Below are 18,537 nucleotides of genomic sequence, written 5' to 3'. Positions count from 1 at the left end.
GAATCTTTAAATATAAGTAACAATTTACTTTTAAAGCAAAAATAGGCACAAAAAGAGCAGCTAAATCTGACTTTATCAGTGTGATTTAACTGCTGTTCTTCCTAGTTGGACAATATTTCAACTAGATTGGACGACAAATAGTTATTAGTATTATACACTATTTATCATTAAATATCAAGTCATCTTTTACTAATGTTAAAGCTTGACCAGGCTTTTTGATAGTCGCTATCTGTTCCTCCAATAGCAAACCTATAGGTCATAGGACCTGGTCCGTTCTTAGCCCAGAGGCTTGTGGTTGTTTGGCCACCAATAGTGATCTTACGTCCATTGACAGTAACTGCTCCTTCTGGTAATCCAGTTGCTTTCAAGACCTTGGCATGGATAACGTCCTTGTCTAATCGGAAACGCTTGTTAATGCCAAAGATATTAGGATCGGCCTGGTGGATAGCATTGACTAAATTAGCCATGTAATTAGAGTTGTTATTATAACCACTCATAGGTGTGAGTGAACTGTTATCATCATGGCCAGACCAACCACCTAGGGTAACTCTCGGTGTTGATAGCATTAACCAGACATCAGAATAATTTTCTGTGGTCCCGGTCTTACCAATCCAATCGGCTCCAGCTAGGGAAGGATTAAGGCCTCTCAAACGGTTTTTAAAGGTTGTGGTTATCCCTGAATCAATAGGTCCTCTAAGCAATTCCTGCAGGATGGTAGCTGTTGGTGCTGAAAAGATCCTTTGTGCTTTGTTTTGATGCTTGTAGACCACCGTCCCATCACTGGCAGTGATCTTGTCTATGGTATGTTGCCTTTGGAAGTTTCCATTATTTGCAATCATCTGATAGGCACCGGTTTGTGTGGCCACTGAAACATCAATCCCTCCACCCAAGGGGAGGCTTTCAATGGAGTAGTCAGGAATCCTATATCCCATCTTGGACATGTAGGATTGCACATCCACTTTTTGCTCTCTTAGCATCTTTTGTGTCCAAAAGGCAGGAATATTCCAAGAGGTATTCAGAGCTTCTTGCAGAGGCATCATGGCTGTACCTTCACTGTCTACGTGCATGATTTTTTGCCCACTAGAATAGGTTGTTGGATAGTTAGATAAGATTGTAGCACTGCCCATTAGTCCTTGGTCTATGGCTGGGCCGTAGGAAATGATTGGTTTTATACTTGATCCTGGGGATCGAACAGTATTAAAGGCATGGTTATTTTGGTTGCTATTATAGTCTCGACCACCAATAAAGCCAAGAACTGCTCCAGTTGAATTGTCTGTTAGGACATTACCAACCTCCACTCTGCCTGAGCCATCATCTAAAAGTCTGCCGTATTGGTCAACGGCATTTTGCATAGCATTGTAAATGGTCTTGTTAATGGTAGAGGTTACGGTATAGCCACCTTCTTGCAATTCATGCCTTGCCATTTCCTCATAAGCGGCTCTTGTTTTATCATTTTTCAGGTCATGAGCTGATATCTTATCTCTTTTAATCAGATAGTCATACATGGCCTTTTTAGCATCAGCCATGAGGGTAAAGTAGAGGTAATCGTGTTTATTAACAGAGACACGTTCTGGTTTGATAAAATCCTTCTTAATAGAGTAGGTTTTATAGGAGTCATACTCCTTTTTATTAAGAAATCCTGAACGGTACATGCTATAAAGGACATTTTGTTGTCTCTTAATACCAAAGGCCATATCTTCATCAGACTTTAATTGACCTGTTGATAAATAGGGTGAATAAACAATAGGACTCTGAGGTAGCCCTGCAATAAAGGCTGATTGGGGTATGGTTAGATCCTTGGCAGAAACACCAAAAATTCCCCTTGCGGCCTCTTCAATACCAGCAATGTTTTGTCCCTTATTGTTACGTCCAAAAGGTGAAACATTAAGATAATCTGATAGGATATCATCCTTTGTACTATAACGTTCTAAGGCCAAGGCATAGATAATTTCCTTTGATTTTCGTTTGAAGGTAGGATCATCACCTAGAACTTGTTGTTTGATCAATTGTTGGGTCAAGGTTGACCCACCACTAGATTCACCAAGTCCCACAACTGAGGCCAGGGTCGCTCTGAAAACAGCCTTAGGAACTACACCCTTATGGTGCCTGAAATTTTCATCTTCTGTGGAGACAATGGCTTTTTTAATATTATCTGAAATGGCATTATTAGCGACTGGTGTCCGCAACAAATCGGTATCAATCGGTGATATCAGACTATTATCCGAAAACTTAAGCTGAGAAATACGGGTAATGGTATTAACCTGCTTGAGCAAACTCTCTTTATCAGGAACCTTGACAGAATCAATCTGACTGGCTAAATAGCCAAAGGCCATCCCCGCACCCAGCATTCCTATTAAAAAAATGACAATATAGATAAAGTTGGTTAATAACTTTACTGTTCTTAGGATCACAGCAGCAAGATCTTTCCATTCTAAGTGCTGCGTTTTTTTACTTCTACTTTCTTTTTTCTCGTTCACTATAAAATACCTCATCTTCTATTATATCAAACTTTAGGAAAGCTTGCATAGGACTAGGTATTTTTGATATAATAATTTGCAAAACTATAAGGAAAACGGAGAAAGCCTATGAATATTTTTGAAGAACTCAAAGCTCGGGGCTTGGTCTTTCAAACGACCGACGAAGAAGCCCTTGTCAAAGCATTAACAGAAGGGCAAGTATCCTATTATACAGGCTATGATCCAACAGCAGACAGCTTACACTTAGGTCACTTAGTAGCCATCTTAACCTCTCGTCGCCTGCAAATGGCTGGGCACAAGCCCTATGCCTTAGTGGGTGGCGCTACAGGCTTGATTGGTGATCCTTCTTTTAAGGATGCTGAGCGTAGCTTACAAACTAAAGAAACTGTCCTTGAGTGGAGCGACAAAATCAAAGGACAGCTCTCAAATTTCCTTAATTTTGAAAATGGGGACAATAAAGCAGAGCTAGTGAACAACTACGACTGGTTCTCACAAATTAGTTTCATTGATTTCCTTCGTGACGTTGGTAAATACTTTACGGTCAACTACATGATGAGTAAAGATTCTGTGAAAAAACGTATTGAAACAGGGATTTCCTACACTGAATTCGCCTACCAAATCATGCAGGGATATGATTTCTACGAACTCAATAACAAGCACAATGTGACCCTACAAATTGGTGGCTCTGACCAGTGGGGCAATATGACAGCAGGTACTGAGTTGCTGCGCAGAAAGGCCGATAAGACTGGCCATGTCATGACTGTGCCATTGATCACTGATTCAACTGGTAAGAAATTTGGAAAGTCTGAAGGTAATGCGGTATGGCTAGACGCTGATAAGACATCTCCTTATGAAATGTACCAATTCTGGTTAAACGTTATGGACGATGATGCTATCCGCTTCTTGAAAATATTTACTTTCTTAAGCTTAGACGAGATTGATGCCATCGAAAAAGAATTCGATGCTGCGCGACATGAGCGCTTAGCTCAAAAAACATTAGCTCGTGAAGTTGTGACTTTAGTTCATGGCAAGGCTGCCTATAATCAGGCTGTCAAAATCACGGAACAACTCTTTGCAGGTAACATCAAAGAATTATCAGCAAGTGAATTAAAACAAGGCCTAAGCAATGTTCCTAACTACCAAGTGCAGGCAGAAGACAACTTGAACATTGTTGAATTGCTGGTTTCAGCAAAGATTTCACCATCAAAACGCCAAGCCCGTGAAGATGTACAAAACGGAGCTATTTACGTCAATGGTGAGCGTGTTCAAGACCTAACTTATCAATTACAAGATGAGGATAAAATTGACGGCCAACTAGCAGTTATCCGCCGTGGCAAGAAAAAATATTTTGTATTAACATTTAACTAACCTTAGAGAAGGTCATTACGTCTCTTTAACTACTGACATAACAAGGTCTCTAGGATTTTGGGATATCTTTAAATATTCTTAGATATCCCTCAAAAATCCACAAAACATGAGCAAAGTTACCACAAAAAAGGTTATCAAATCAAGGTTTGACAACCTAAAATAGTAGGATAAGGCTGAACAGATTGTTAATATGTTCAGCAGGCAAGAACTAGCGTAGTCATCAGCTACGCTTTTTAGTTTGCTGTAAATCCATTATATCGTGTTATCACGTGCAAATGTGTGATTCCATATGCGAAATACCTTTAAATCAAGATCTTTAACCTTTGCGTGTGCGGATTCACGCAAAAAGCAAGCGGAACTAATTTTAAGCAAACCAAAACCCTGACACAGGAACTGGGAAAAGCATAATTGATAAAATGGAAATTATGATCGCATACGGACACAATAACTAATTAAAAAAGCAAGAGTCGCCAGTGTCTGCTGATTCTTGCTTTAATGTGGAGTCATTATTTCATGGAAAGTTACTTGTGTTCCTTCTATTCTTGTCGATTGGACTGACTCATTATAAGACAATAAACTGAGAATAGAGGAGTTAATAATAGACGATTCCAAAACGGCATCTAATTTTCCTAAAACCTTGTTTACTATTGCTAGTTTCTTATAAAGGTTCAAGGCTTGCTTATCTTCTAGCAAGATTGGTAATTTTTTATCCCCTGCAATGCCATAAATCTACTCCTTATGATATTTTTCACCTTTTTCTATATTATAATCATTTTTATTTCAAAAAAAGAAAAATTATAACAAGAAACCGCCCTCAATTAAGAGAGCGGTTCAAAAGCTAGATTTTTTAAGTTAATTTTTTATAAAGAAAGGAAATGATATTCACCAGCAAGAAGATACTAATAAAGATCATTGTAATAGTTGCACTTGCTGGCGTTTCCCAGTAGTAGGATAGGAAAATCCCAAAAAACATGCCAATAAAACCAATGATAATTCCGATAAAAATAACGGAGGTAAAGTTCTTTCCTAAACGCATGGCAATGCTGGCAGGTAAGACCATAATTGTAGAAACTAGGAGCGCTCCAGCTGCTGGAATGGTTAGGGCAATAGCTACTCCGGTCACCACATTGAAAAGAAGTGACATTAAGCGAATTGGCAAGCCATCTACAAAGGCTGTATCCTCATCAAAGGTCAAGATATACATGGGACGAATAAAGAATAGGGTCAAAAGCAAGATAACAACTGCAATCACAAAGAGAGCAATGACCTGGTTCATACTAATGGTGATGATAGACCCAAAAAGATATTGTTCCAAGCTGACATTTGATGAACTGGTTGACTTACTCATAATAATCACAGAAAGCGCCAAGCCCAGGGACATTAAGATGGCTGTTGAAATTTCCATATAATGCTTGTAAACAACCCGTAGGTATTCTAAGACAAGTGCAGCCACTACGACCACCAGAATGGTTGTCCAGGTTGGGTTGACACCAAGCACCACCCCAAAAGCTACCCCAGCTAGGGAAACGTGACTGAGGGTGTCACTCATCAAGCTCTGCCGTCTTAAAATTAAAAAGATTCCTAAGATAGGAGCAAAAATACTAATAGCAATGACAGCCATGACTGCCCTTTGCATAAAGTCATAAGATAAAATTTCAAGCACCTTCTAAACCTCCTCATTTTCACTGTCGTGAATGTTAAAACAACGCCAAGGAAGTTTCTGATTACGGACTAAGTGGATATTGCGATCCGCATAATTTTTGACTTCATCAGGATCATGAGTGATCATCAGAACGGCTTTTCCATGTTTGTGGGCACTATGGTTCATCAGATTATAAAAGGTTTCAGTTGTCCCACTATCCATGCCTGTTGTTGGTTCATCAAGGACAAAAATGTCTGGGTCTGAAGCAAACATCCTAGCTATAACCACCCTTTGTTTTTGTCCGCCTGATAGGCTACCAATTTTCTTATGACGATTATCCCACATGCCCACTGATTCTAGACTGGCCTTGATATGTTCAGCATCATGCTGGTTCAAGCGTCTAAACCAACCACTGCGTGGATAACGTCCTGATTTTACAAATTCATAAACTGTTGAAGGAAAACCAGCATTAAAACTGGCTACTTGCTGAGGCAAATAAGCAATTCTCAGCTTCTTTCCTTCACTATTTTTTTTTGAAAAGATGACCTGACCAACCTTTGGGCTTAAAATACCTAAGGTGGCTTTGATTAGAGTCGTCTTGGCAGCACCATTTTCACCAGTGAGCGTCACAAATTCACCACTGTCCAAGTGGTAATTAATGCCCTCTAAAACTGGATCGCTTTCATACTGGAAAGACAAATTTTCGACTGTTAAATATCTCAACTCTTACCTTTCTAATTCTTGTGCAAAAACTGTCAAGAACTTTTCGACCACTTTTTCTTCTTCTTCAGAAAAATGACTGAGAAGTCTAGCATAGACATCCAAGGTTTGATTGTGGTGTTCAGTGTGTTCTTGAGCAATGGGTTTAGCTAAAGCTGTCAATTCAAAATAGGTCACGCGCGCATCCACAAGATCTTTTGTGGTTGCTAGCATATTTTGCTTCACTAAGTTCTTAATAGCTTTAGTAACTGCGGCCTGACTAATGTTTAATTTTTTGGCCAAATCTGTGTTTGTCAATTTTTCTTGTGATAAGAGCATCAGGATATGTTCTTGAGTGTTGGTTAGTTTAACATCACTTTGACAAACGCCAAATAATAATTCATGCTGATTTTCAGCTTTTAATAAAATATGATTCACTAAGTGATCAATTTTCTTTTCTAAGGTTCCCATAGTATCCCCCCTTTATTAACCAGTTAATTATAGCAAAAAGAAAGCTCCTAAGCAAATTTCCTCCTAGACTTAGAGGGTTCTCACCTTATAAACTTCCTTACAGAATCCTTTTAAACTATTGACCACACGGTTGGCCTGTCTTTCGTTTCGACATAGCGCAAAGACTGTTGGTCCACTTCCTGTCATCAAGGCCAAATCAGCCCCTGAGGTCATCATCTTATCTTTTATTTTTTGAATAAAGGGTTTTCTTGCGATACTAATATCTTCAAGAGAATTACCAATGGAAGCCTTTAAGCCTTCGTAATCATTCTTTTCAAGGGAGCTTACAATCTTAGCAATATCCACTCTTGAAATCTGATCACAGTCAATGTCTGGAAAAACTGTCCGTGTTGAAATGCCAAAATCTGGTTTGACCAGAACAACCCAGGATGATAAGTTGGCTTTGATCGGGGTCACTAGTTCCCCCTTACCCTTAACCTTGGCATAGCCGCCATGGAGACAGTAAGGCACATCACTGCCAATCTGCATACCTACCTTCACCATCTCTTCCTTAGTCAGCTCCAAACCCCAAAGCTTATTTAAGGCTCTAATGGTTGCGGCCGCATCACTTGATCCACCGCCCATGCCAGCACAAACTGGGATCTTTTTAGACAGATAAATAGAGACCCCAGATTGGATATGGTACTGGTCCTTAAGTAATCGCGCAGCTTTAAAGACATCATTTTTTTGATTGTTTGGCATTCTTGGATTATCAGATTCAACAATAATCTCATTTTCTTTTCGATCAGTCACTGTGACATAATCACACAAGTCAACACTGATCATTACCATGGACAAATCATGATATCCGTCTACTCGTTTTCCTAGAATATCCAAGCCCAAATTCAGTTTTGCAGGGGCTCTTTCAATTATAGAAACCATATAATTCTCACTCCCGTATGATATATCTTAAAATATACACAAACTTTCTGAAAAATTCAAATTTTAACCTCCTCTTTAGAAAGGCTATTAATATGAGACTAAACATTATCAAGTCCTAAAAATCCAAAAATCATACTCTAGCATTCATTAGCTAATTACGGTAGAATAGTAAGGTATATCAGTCAAGGAGAAATAGAGATGGCACGTTATTGGAGTAAGTATCCTGAAATCGAGAAAGAGATTAATGAAGTTTGCAGCCTAATTGAAAGCCGAACACAGGTTCGAAATGAAGAGATTGAAGAAGCCATTATCCAGCTTAGTCAAGCAGGGGGGAAATATCTTCGCCCGGCCTTCTTTTTCTTATTTACAAGGTTTGGAAATCAGAAACAAGAAAACCAGACTAGACTTGTTAAGATCGCAGCTTCTCTTGAAATTCTTCATATGGCCACCTTGATCCACGATGATGTTATTGATGATTCTCCATTGCGCAGAGGGAAGCCTACCATTCAAACCAGCTTTGGCAAAGATGTAGCTGTTTACACAGGAGACTATCTTTTTACCCTCTTTTTTGAATTGATTTTAGAAAGCATGGAAGGCACTCCTTTTATGGGAAGAAATGCCAAATCCATGAAAAAGATCCTAATTGGTGAGCTGGATCAAATGCATCTCTACTATAATCAGGAACAAAGCATCCGTGATTATTTACGTTCTATTTCTGGGAAAACGGCCGAGCTTTTCAAATTGGCCAGCCAAGAGGGAGCTTATTTTGGTGGAGCCAGTGAGGAGATTGTGCAATTGGCAGGACGCATCGGCTACTACATCGGAATGACCTTCCAAATCCTGGATGATATTTTAGACTATACAGCAGATCAAAAACGTTTTAACAAGCCTATCCTTGAAGACTTAAGTAATGGTGTCTACAGCCTTCCCCTACTTTTTGCCATGAAAGAGAGCCCCCAAGCCTTCAGACCTCTTCTTAACAAAAAGAAAGACCTATCAGCTGAGGATATTCAAAGCATTTCAGATATGGTGCTTACTTACAAGGGTGTTGACAAGGCTCAGGATCTGGCAAGAAAATACACAGAAAAGGCTATTAGCCACATTAAGAAACTGCCAGCAAGTAAAAGTCAAAAACAATTGTTGGAACTAACAAATCATCTATTGAAACGAAAAATATAAAGTAAAAGCCCAGAAAGTGCACTTTCTGGGCTTTTGTGTCTTATAAGAATTCCATAGCTAAAAACTAGTAGCCATCATCAATGGCCTTGAGGCGACGGTAGCGTTCACTTTCTGCCTTTAGCTGGCTAGGGGAACCTTGAATTTCTAAATGACCATCCTCAATAAAGATAATCTGGTCTGCTTTTTCAATATCTTTTAGGTGATGGGTTATCCAAATGACAGTCTTCCCCTCTAAAACAGTCATAAAGGTGTCCAACAAGGCTTTTTCCGTGATGGGATCTAAACCAACTGTCGGTTCATCCAAAAGAACAATAGGGGTATCTTGCAAGAGGATTCGAGCCAAGGCCAGCCTGTGACGTTCACCGCCAGAGAAACGAAGGCCAGCTTCATCCACCATTGTCTGCAAAGCATTTGGCAGAGCTTCCACCATTTCTTTGAGGCCAACCCTTTCAAGAGCTTGCCAGACATCAGTAGTTGAGGCCTCTTGATTGCCCAGTCTGATATTATTAAGCAGACTAGTATTAAAGAGATAAGGCGTCTGCTGGATCACACCCATATAGGATGAAATGCTATCACCTAAGCTTGCAACATCAAGACCAGCCAAGCTAATCCTTCCAGAACTTGGCTTTAAATCGCCACGCAGCAAGCTTGCCAAGGTTGATTTTCCAGAACCACTTCGGCCTAAAATAGCTAACTTTTGCCCCTGCTTAATGGTCAGATTAATATCTTCTAGAATCAGCTTCTCCTTTGGACTGTAGCGAAAGCTGAGCTTTTCCACCTTGATATCATAAGGGGCTTCGGGGCTTAAGCTAGTAAGTTCCTTCACTTCTTGTTCTGGTAGGTTATTGAGGCGTTCCAAGGAGTCCGCATAGATAGTGGTCTCCTGAGCTGCCGCTGATAAGCCTGCAAAGGCTTCAATCAAGGGAAAGGCTGATAGGACAAAGGCTGCTATCCAATTGGCTGCTCCGCCTCTATGCCCTGGAAACTGGTAACTAGCCCAAAAAATCAGTAAAACTGTTAAAAGACCAAAGGATAATTCAAAATAGAGTGTTCTCTTATTATTGAACTGCTTCATTTCTAGTTGAAGAGCTGACAGTTGATCTTCAGACCCTTCATGTAAGCGGACATAGTCCTGACCTCTTTGGCTGAAAATCCAATCAGAAATTCCCAAGACATTATCTGTCAAATCTCTGTAGAGTAGGTTTTTTAATTCTTTTTCACCCTTTTGCCTTGCCCCATTGACCACAATAGACCAAAGGGGGAAAAGAAAGACTAAAATTCCTAGATAAAGCAGCATCATTAAGGCAAACCACCAGGAAAAGAATCCAAGTGCAATGATGACAAAAACATAGAGGATCCAGGCAATGAAAGTTGGGAAAATGGTTCGCAGGTAAAGGTTTTGCACATGATTAATATCTTCTGCTAGCAGACCCATAATATCGCCCAGACGGTAATTTTTCCTTAAAAAGATGGCATCTTGTTCAAGGGTATTATAAAGTTTGAGGCGCAGCTTAGAGGTCATCTTCAATACCCAGTTATGACTGGTTAGTCTCTCAAAATATCTAAATATAGGCCTGCCTATTCCAAAAGCCCTTGTCAGTACGATGGGAACATAAACCAGTAAGATGTTACTGGGCAGAGATGCTGATTTACTAATGAGAAAGCCGGAGTTGAACATGAGGGCGCTGGCTGCAAAAAAGGTGGCAAAGCCTAAGAAGAGAGCCAAGCAAAGGCTAATCTTATATTGCTTGAAAAATGGTTTTACCCAGCTGTCTTTTTGGAACTTTTCAAGTAAGGGGATTTTAATCATTTTGTCCTCCCATTGCGTTTTTCAAGTGGTACAAATACCCTTTTTGCTGGAGCAACCGCTGGTATTGTCCGACTTCAACAAGTTGTCCATGCTTAAGTACAAAGATGAGATCCATCTCCTTCAGCCAGTGAAGCCTGTGGGTGGCAAAAAAGACAAGGCGGTCTTCCATAAGAGGGACCATTCTTTCTTTTAATTCCAACTCCGTTTCAATATCCAAGTGGGCTGTTGGTTCATCAAGCAGCATTATTTTCCTTTTTTGATCTAAAAAGGCACGGGCTAAGGCAATCCTTTGAGCCTGACCGCCACTTAGAGGACGCGCTCCATTTCCGACCATGGTTGCAAGGCCATCTGGCAGTTCTGAAAGTAAGCCTTCAAGTCCAACCACTCTCATAGCTTCTAGGATCTGGTCTTTGCTGGCATCTGGTGTGTAAAAACGGATATTGTCTTCAAGAGACATTTCAAAGACATAGGGATTTTGAGGAATGTAGAGCAATTGCTTGCGCCAATCTCCCTGGTTCATATTGCTTAGAAGCTCATCATTAACCTTAAAATACCCACTGCTAGGAGAGAGAAAGCCACTTAGGAGATTAATAAGACTGGATTTTCCAGAGCCACTCATTCCAATGATGCCTATTTTTTGATAGCCCTTGATGGTCAAGTCTGAAATAGTCATAAAGCTCTTGCCATCATATTTTAGGTCAATATCTTTTAAGGAAAGGCTGCTATCTTTTGTCCAAGTCCCCAAGGCCAGCTGCTCTTTTTCTGTACTTGGTCTTTGTAAAATGTTTTGAACAGCTTGGAAGGCATTTTTCCCATCTAAGGTGGCATGGTAATCACTGGAAAAATCTCGAACAGGGATAAAATACTCCGGTGCCAAGATCAAAACGGCTAGAGCTGGAAAAAGGAAGATCTCTTGGTTGATCAATCTCAAACCTAGGAGAACTGCCACAATAGCAACAGATAGGGTTGTGAAAAAATCCAAGGCAAAGCTTGATAAGATCCCTATTTTCAAGGCACTCATAGTGGCTCTCCTAAAAGACTCACTGCTAGAGTAGATACTCTTAGCATAGGCCTTACTGAGTCCAAAAAAGCGCAAGGTATCAATCCCCCTTAAAGAATCCAAGAAGTGATTTGAGAGGACTTGATAGGAGGCATATTGCTTATCTGCTTTAGCCTTCGCGGCTAGACCCAGAATAATCATGAAAATAATGATCAAGGGGAAAACCAGGAGTAAAACAAGGCCCGATTGCCAATCCAAATAAAAGATGAAGGCAAGGAGCATTACTGGTATGACCGTCATATTGACCATTTTGTTAAGCACCAAATGAAGATAGTTTTCAACCAAGGAAATACCATCTAAGGCCAGGGTGATGACATTTCCAGAGCCTTCTTCTTGAACAATCTGTGGCCCTAATTTAAATAACTTGACCAGCAATTCCTGCCTTAAAGCCTTAGCATGTTGGGCTGAGAACTTGTCTAAATAGTCATCTTTAATGTAATTAATCATATGCCTACCCAGATAAGAAAGCATAAAATATAGGATCGAACTCAGTTGTCCTTTTAAGTCCTGTCCCTGCCATAAGGCTGTAATGGTGGAACTTAAGAAATAAGCTTGACCTATAATAAAGATTGCCTGTAGGAAATCTAATCCTGCAAGCAATCCTAATGTTTTCTGAATACCTGATAAGCGCATAAGGGCTTTATCTAGCATTATTTTCTCCCGTTACAATAACTGGTAAGCTAACCCGTTTTCTAAAGATATAATAAGCCCAAGCAGTATAGGCTAACACAAATGGTACTAGGGTAATAGCAACCAATGACATAATCTTTAGGGTATAGGGTGATGATGAGGCGTCTTTGATTAGTAAGTCATATTTTGAGCTGATTGAAGAAATCATAACGCGTGGGAATAGACCTTGGAAAAGTAAGACAACAACAGTTACAAGGCTAAGTCCACTAGCAATAAATGCTTGCATTTCCTTAGCTCTGAAAGTAGCAATATGTGCAAAGAAAGAGAGCGCAACAATGATGACAAGTAGTCCTAGTGTTGCCATTGGATGATAGGTAAAGAAATCTGTCTTAAAAAAGAGCAAGATTGCAAAAACCACAAGTCCAAGATACAAGACATAGTACAAGAAACGTGCATAGTTATTAGCTCTTTCTCTGATAGGTCCTTCAGTTTTTAAGGCAATATAATTCAAACCATGTAAATAAGTCAACAAGAGCATAGCTACCCCCCCTACAATTGAAAAGAGGTTGAAATAATCTGTAAAGCCAGCTGACATATTAGCCTTAGCATCTAGAGGCATCCCTTGAACCAGACTAACAAACATGAGACCAAAGAAGAAAGGAACAATGGCTGAACCAATGGTTAAGGTCCAGTTCCAAATGTTTTTTTGTTCAAGTGGCACACTATGCCTAAATTCAAAGGAAACTCCACGAATAATGAGACCAAACAAGATAAGTAAGAGAATCAAATAGTAGCCACTAAAAAGAGAAGCATACCAATAAGGGAAAGAAGCAAACATGGCTCCACCAGCTGTTAGTAGCCACACTTCATTACCATCCCAAACAGGACCTATTGTTGAAACAATTTGGTCTTTTTCTGCTTCATTGTGGGATAGGGTTTGAACTGCCATCCCGACACCGAAGTCAAAGCCTTCTAAAAAGAAGAATCCTGAGAAAAGAAGACCTATTAAGAAGAACCAAAAGAATTGTAAACCACTCATTTAAAATGCCCCCTTTTCAAATGGGTCTAATGAAGAATGTCCTAGCAACTGCAATTGCTCTTCTTCATATTCTGGACCTTTGTTCAATTCACGAATGGATAGGATGACCATCATGGCACCTAAACCACTAAAGAGTAGGAAATAGACAATATTTGACGTTAAGAGTGATCCCACTGAAACGTTTGGTGAGATACTGTCTTTAATCCTGAACAAGCCATAAACTGTCCAAGGATAACGTCCTTGTTCGGTGATAATCCAGCCAAAGGTATTGGATAAAAATGGTGCAAAGGTTGTCAAAGCAACTATCCAAAGCATCCATTTATGCTTATAGAGTATTGGATTTTTCTTACGGGTTAAGAAGAGCCCTAAGGCAGAGACGCCAAGCATCAAGGTTCCAAAGGCTGCCATGGTACGAAAACCATAAAAGAGCAGGTTAACCATTGGGTAGTAATTGTCTTTACCATATTTAGCCACTAATTCTTTATTAACTGTATCCATACCCTTTACAGAACCTGATGGTTTACCATAGGATAAGATACTGAGCATATAAGGAACCTGTACGCCAAAGACTTGTTTTTTATTGGCTTCATCAGCCCAAGAGATCATTGTCCAAGCTGCTGGGTCGCCAGAATCTTCATAGTCCCCTTCCATGGCCGCAAATTTCATAGGTTGGTCATGGAGTAAGGCTTTCATTTGCAAGTCACCAGCACCAAGCACTGAGATAGAACCAAGAAGCCCTATCAACAAACCAAGTCTGAGTGATTTCTTGTAAATAGCTTGTACAGATTCTGTTAACTTTTCTTTCTTTAATAATTTAAAGGCTGCCATACCAGCTATAACAATCCCACCCATGGTGATTGCGCCAGTGATAACGTGACTAAATTCAAAGTAGAATTGATGGTTGTTAATTAAGGCTAGAAAATCCGTCATTTGAGCTCTGCCATTTTTAAGCTCATATCCTACTGGATGTTGCATGAAGCTATTGGCAATCAAAATCCACATGGCAGACATGAGTGAGCCAAAAACTACCAGCCAAATAAAGCTGACGTGAAGCTTCTTGCTGATTTTTTTGTTGTCCCAGGTAAAGAGCCATACGCCCAAGAAGGTTGATTCCAAAAAGAAGGCTAACAAGGCTTCTACAGCAAGGGGAGCTCCAAAAATGTCTCCGACAAAACGTGAGTAGTCAGACCAGTTCATGCCAAACTGGAACTCTTGGATAATCCCCGTTACTACTCCGACAGCGAAACTAAGAAGCATGATTTTGCCCCAGAATTTTGCCATCTTTTTATATTCTTCTTTTTTGGTGACGACGTAACAGGTCTCCATAATTGCCACGGCAAAACAGGTTCCAATTGAAAATGGTACAAAGAAAAAGTGGAAAACTGTCGTCATCGCAAATTGAAACCGTGCTAATGTTTCAATAGTCATAAAAAATCCCTCCGATTTTTTGTTTTAGGTGCATAGGTGGTTAAGAATCCATAGGATACTAAGACCCTATCTTAATGGTAGAGGTCAAAGCGACCCTTAGCTAATAACTCTTTTAAGCCGCCAATATCAACAAGTGATTTATTCATGATGCTTTTTTTGACAACTGAAGCGGGATAACCTTTGACAGCTTGTTTACCAACTAGACCAAAGGCGCGTGTGTTCCCAACTGAAGCCACTGTTCCTAGTGATTTGTAGTTAAAGTCTACAACTTCTTGACCTTTTAACTGACGAGCTAGGTTTTTAGCCACATGAGCTCCCATACGTGTTGCAATTTGAGCTGTTGTTGGGAAAGGTCTATTTGAGTCCTTATCCATGAAGACTGAAACATCCCCAATGATATAAACATTATCATATTTAGGGTCACGTAAATCAGCATTGACAACAACACGTCCACGGCATTCTGCAAAACCTGAATCTTTCATGACAGGGCTACCACTGACACCAGTAGTCCAAATGATTGTTTCTGCTGCAATGGAGTGACGTTCGGCATTTTCTTCTGGGCTATTAGCATAGACAACTTCACCTGGCTTAATTTCTTTAATCATAGCACCAAGTAATAAGTTTACGCCAATTTTTTTAAGTAGGTTAACACCATGATTGGCAAGAGAGTCATCAAACATTGGGAGGAGGCGTGTTGCTGCTTCCACACAAATGATTTCAATCTGATCAGGGCTAACACCTGCAATAGCACCGTAGCGTTTTCTTTCATCAATTAGGGCACCAGCAAGTTCAATGCCTGTGAAACCAGCTCCACAAACCAAAATACGAAGATAGTTTTTATCCTGTGTTTCACGGTACTTTTCCATCATTTTAAGGATATGACGATGAATATTTTCTGCTGTTTCAATGTTTACCATGTCAAGAGCATTTTCTTTTGCCCCAGGGATGCCAAAGGTTTCTGAACAAAAGCCAAGTGAGACAACAACATAATCATAGTGCAAACTACCATTATTTTTTAAGTCAACTGTATTGCTTTCTGGGTTAACTTTTAAAACTTCATCTTGTAAAAATCTTACCTTCTTTTTATCAATGACTTCATTGATTGAATAGGAAATCTTCTCTTTTGGAACAGCTCCTGCTGCCACTTCATGTAATTCAGTCGCTTCATAGTGATATTCATTACGATCCACCAAGGTAATATGAAAATCTCCCGACTGTTTTTGAAGGTTACGAACGGTCTTTAAGCCAGCGTAACCAGCTCCTAATACTAATATTTCTTGCATAAGAACTAATTCTCCTCTAAAAAATAATACCTATAACATATGTAAGAACCTGGGTCAAAGATCCAAGGGCTAAAATGCGAATGGCACAAATGAAGGTTTGACGCTTAATTTGTTTTTGCCAGAGTAATTGACTTTGTTTATAAATAAAAGGTATTAATAACAAGGTCAATAAAAGGGTGCTTGGTGCCAGCCCAAATAAAACTTCAAGTACAATAGCTACTATTGCTAATACATTTGCCAAACTAAAGAGCCATAAAGCTCCGTTTTTGCCTGTATAATGAACAAGGGTGTAACGGTGGTTACTCTCGTCTTCTTCTTTATCACACAAGTTATTTGCTAACATCAGATTAGCTATCCACAGGGTATTGGGTAAGGAAATTAAAAAAATCTTACCAATGCTTTCAAAATCCCAAGTAAAGTGCTGATAAGTGTTCAAATAAACACAGATCAAACTAATCATGAATCCCATGGTCAAACCTGAAAAGACTTCCCCTAACGGAAGACTGGACAAGGGTCTTGGCCCGTAGGAGTATAAAACCCCGACAGCAAAACAAAAAGATCCCATTAGCAGTAAAGGCCACCCGACAAGAAGTGTCAGAAGTAAACCCAGGCTAGCTGAAATCACAAAGAAAGCAATCAATAAACCTTTAATTGTTTTCAATGATAAATGTTCTCGACCAATAATATTGGTATCTTCTCGATAACCCAAATTATGGGCATTCTTATAATCGTTAAAATTATCCCAAATATCAACAAACATATTAAAGAAAAACATAGCGATAAAAAACAAGAGAACCTGGCTTGGATTGATAGACCCGTAGTAATAGTAACTAAAGCATAATCCGATTAAAAATGGTAAAACACTGGCTGTCTTAGCCTTTATTTCCACAAGTTCTAAGAAGACAGGAATTGTCATCACTAAAACCAACTCTCTAAATATACTTTAACATTACTATTATAAAGCAAAAATAATCATTTGAACACTAATTTAACTGAATACTTTCAAAAATTGTAAGAATTCTCCACATCCCCCTCCTTTCCAAGCAAAAAATAAAGTGACCCAGTGGTCTTGCCAGCATCAAAAAAGGAACCAATTTATGATTGGTTCTAAATACTTTATTTGATTGTCTGCCCACTATTCAACCAGCTCCACTAGCAAGTTTGGCCAGATGGCTTTCCAATTCTTTTTCATAATTCTTTCCCTGTAAAGGGCTCGCCTTAAGCTATCTTTTCTAAAATGAGGCGTTGGACTAACAATAAATTCCAGAATATCTTTTTCTCCGTAAGGTAAGTAAATCTCTAGTCGGTCATTTTCATCCAGTCTGGCTCCTATTGCTGTACACTTCTCAGGAAACTTTGAAATGGCGTCACGTGAACTCTTATATACTTCAGTATGAGGTGAGTGTATGTTCATATAATATTCATTCTTTATTTCCCAGTCATATTGAGGGTAGAGGACTTTTACCCTTGTTTCAATTTCTAGTGTTTCTTCATAAGAAATCAGTTCATCATAGAAAATAAGATCAACATCTGTACTTAAGGTCTTATGCACTCCTGACTGATAATTCCAAACATAATTTCTCAAAGTACCAGCACATAGCCAAGAATCTTTTAGATTCAACCCTTTAATCACCTTTAAAAGTGCCATCATCTCTGAATTGCTTGATATTAATTCGTATACTTTAGACATAAATACTCCAAAATGCATTATTGAGTATTATAACATGAAAGAGACTGAAGACACATCTTCTCTAAAGCTAGACCAAGGAGGATAAGAAGTCTGACTAAAAACAAAGACAAGGCTGAATTGCCCTGTCCTTATTAGTGATATTCTTAAAAATGCTAGGGATTTTCAAGTGAGCCTGTCCTCATTTTGAAATATTTTGTCAGGAAACACTTACTTTGATAGCTAAGTCTTCTTGTATTAGATTCTTTTTGCGCAGTTCTCTCATTTGTTTTTCTATCACATATGGATTGATTTCCTCTTAAGCATAATCTATTCCTAGCTTTGTGCACTTATTCATTGCAAATTATTTAAAGCTGTTAACTTCTAGGCACCCACAGTTTTTTAAACGATATAGACCAGCTCAAACTCTTCACAAACCACTTCCATGTCTTCTTTAAACTCTAGATTCAGTACTTGCAACTCTTTGGTAAAGAAAGTTTGATGGGCTTTTTTCCAAGATGCAAGCGTCCTATCATCTTCTCCTTCTTTGTAAGCATGTTCACTACTTACCTTATTAAAGGGGGTTACATAGACCTTGGTCGTTTTTGTGATACAGACTGGGTCATTTTGAGAATTTAAGATGATGTTGTATTCATTAACCTGTGGTAAGTCCTCTTTTTCAAGCTCGTAAAAGAGATAGGCACTTGTCGTAGCGCTTTTCTTTCCATCAAGGACTAATTGAGATAGTAAATCTGCGTCAAATCCAAATTGCCAGGCTTCATATTTACCATTTTCAATAGAGTTTTCCGTTATAAATCTTTGCCAAAGTTCTTGAACTTTTTTATTTGTTGTCATTTGTCACCT

General features: G+C 39.2%; 16 protein-coding genes. 2 read left to right on the top strand and 14 right to left on the bottom strand.

What is annotated here, in order from left to right; all coding sequences use genetic code 11:
- Positions 1 to 179: 179 nt before the first annotated feature.
- The gene (pbp1b, locus tag HBN42_RS07685) at positions 180 to 2,492 is read right to left on the bottom strand and encodes a penicillin-binding protein PBP1B (RefSeq protein ID WP_165994475.1); all 2,313 of its coding nucleotides are present in this window, start codon (positions 2,490 to 2,492) and stop codon (positions 180 to 182) included.
- A 93-nt stretch (positions 2,493 to 2,585) separates the two neighbouring features.
- Here pbp1b and tyrS point away from each other — a divergent pair, with 93 nt between their 5' ends.
- The gene (gene tyrS / locus HBN42_RS07680; protein WP_165994474.1) at positions 2,586 to 3,845 is read left to right on the top strand and encodes a tyrosine--tRNA ligase; all 1,260 of its coding nucleotides are present in this window, start codon (positions 2,586 to 2,588) and stop codon (positions 3,843 to 3,845) included.
- 492 nt (positions 3,846 to 4,337) lie between these two features.
- Here the strand turns inward: tyrS and HBN42_RS10340 are convergent, their stop codons facing one another.
- From HBN42_RS10340 to ispE, 5 genes are all read right to left on the bottom strand, one after another.
- On the bottom strand, positions 4,338 to 4,457 hold the full coding sequence (locus HBN42_RS10340; protein WP_235925361.1) for a Fic/DOC family N-terminal domain-containing protein: 120 nt from the start codon (positions 4,455 to 4,457) through the stop codon (positions 4,338 to 4,340).
- Positions 4,458 to 4,692: 235 nt separating this feature from the next.
- Positions 4,693 to 5,508: a metal ABC transporter permease gene (locus HBN42_RS07670; RefSeq protein ID WP_165994473.1), complete on the bottom strand. Its 816-nt coding sequence runs from the start codon at positions 5,506 to 5,508 to the stop codon at positions 4,693 to 4,695.
- A gap of 3 nt (positions 5,509 to 5,511) precedes the next feature.
- Entirely contained in the window at positions 5,512 to 6,210 is a 699-nt protein-coding gene (locus HBN42_RS07665) for a metal ABC transporter ATP-binding protein (protein WP_165994472.1), read from the bottom strand.
- A 3-nt stretch (positions 6,211 to 6,213) separates the two neighbouring features.
- A complete protein-coding gene (locus tag HBN42_RS07660; protein ID WP_165994471.1) occupies positions 6,214 to 6,657 on the bottom strand; it encodes a zinc-dependent MarR family transcriptional regulator in 444 nt (147 codons plus the stop codon).
- A gap of 69 nt (positions 6,658 to 6,726) precedes the next feature.
- Positions 6,727 to 7,578, bottom strand: coding sequence for a 4-(cytidine 5'-diphospho)-2-C-methyl-D-erythritol kinase (ispE, locus tag HBN42_RS07655; protein ID WP_165994470.1), 852 nt, complete (start codon positions 7,576 to 7,578; stop codon positions 6,727 to 6,729).
- A 198-nt stretch (positions 7,579 to 7,776) separates the two neighbouring features.
- On the opposite strand from ispE, the gene HBN42_RS07650 reads away from it, so the two are divergent.
- Positions 7,777 to 8,757, top strand: a complete 981-nt coding sequence (locus HBN42_RS07650; RefSeq protein ID WP_165994469.1) for a polyprenyl synthetase family protein — start codon at positions 7,777 to 7,779, stop codon at positions 8,755 to 8,757.
- Positions 8,758 to 8,821: 64 nt separating this feature from the next.
- Here HBN42_RS07650 and cydC read toward each other — a convergent pair whose 3' ends face one another.
- From cydC to HBN42_RS07610, 8 genes are all read right to left on the bottom strand, one after another.
- Positions 8,822 to 10,567, bottom strand: coding sequence for a thiol reductant ABC exporter subunit CydC (gene cydC, locus HBN42_RS07645; RefSeq protein WP_165994468.1), 1,746 nt, complete (start codon positions 10,565 to 10,567; stop codon positions 8,822 to 8,824).
- Positions 10,560 to 12,278, bottom strand: a complete 1,719-nt coding sequence (cydD, locus tag HBN42_RS07640; RefSeq protein WP_165994467.1) for a thiol reductant ABC exporter subunit CydD — start codon at positions 12,276 to 12,278, stop codon at positions 10,560 to 10,562. The genes cydC and cydD overlap by 8 nt, the downstream gene beginning before the upstream one ends.
- A complete protein-coding gene (gene cydB, locus HBN42_RS07635; RefSeq protein WP_165994466.1) occupies positions 12,268 to 13,296 on the bottom strand; it encodes a cytochrome d ubiquinol oxidase subunit II in 1,029 nt (342 codons plus the stop codon). Before cydB ends, cydD begins: the two co-directional genes overlap by 11 nt.
- A complete protein-coding gene (locus tag HBN42_RS07630) occupies positions 13,297 to 14,724 on the bottom strand; it encodes a cytochrome ubiquinol oxidase subunit I (protein ID WP_165994465.1) in 1,428 nt (475 codons plus the stop codon).
- Positions 14,725 to 14,795: 71 nt separating this feature from the next.
- Complete coding sequence (locus HBN42_RS07625; protein ID WP_165994464.1) at positions 14,796 to 16,007, bottom strand: NAD(P)/FAD-dependent oxidoreductase; 1,212 nt, start codon at positions 16,005 to 16,007, stop codon at positions 14,796 to 14,798.
- A 16-nt stretch (positions 16,008 to 16,023) separates the two neighbouring features.
- The gene (locus HBN42_RS07620) at positions 16,024 to 16,923 is read right to left on the bottom strand and encodes a prenyltransferase (protein ID WP_165994463.1); all 900 of its coding nucleotides are present in this window, start codon (positions 16,921 to 16,923) and stop codon (positions 16,024 to 16,026) included.
- A gap of 219 nt (positions 16,924 to 17,142) precedes the next feature.
- Positions 17,143 to 17,697 carry a nucleotidyltransferase family protein gene (locus tag HBN42_RS07615; protein WP_165994462.1) on the bottom strand — a complete coding sequence of 185 codons (555 nt, stop codon included), beginning with the start codon at positions 17,695 to 17,697 and terminating at the stop codon, positions 17,143 to 17,145.
- A 378-nt stretch (positions 17,698 to 18,075) separates the two neighbouring features.
- A complete protein-coding gene (locus HBN42_RS07610) occupies positions 18,076 to 18,528 on the bottom strand; it encodes an ASCH domain-containing protein (protein ID WP_165994461.1) in 453 nt (150 codons plus the stop codon).
- Positions 18,529 to 18,537: the final 9 nt, after the last annotated feature.

The organism is Streptococcus catagoni, from assembly GCF_011421425.1.
Lineage (GTDB): Bacteria > Bacillota > Bacilli > Lactobacillales > Streptococcaceae > Streptococcus > Streptococcus catagoni.
This window is presented reverse-complemented; position numbering and strand designations above follow the sequence as displayed.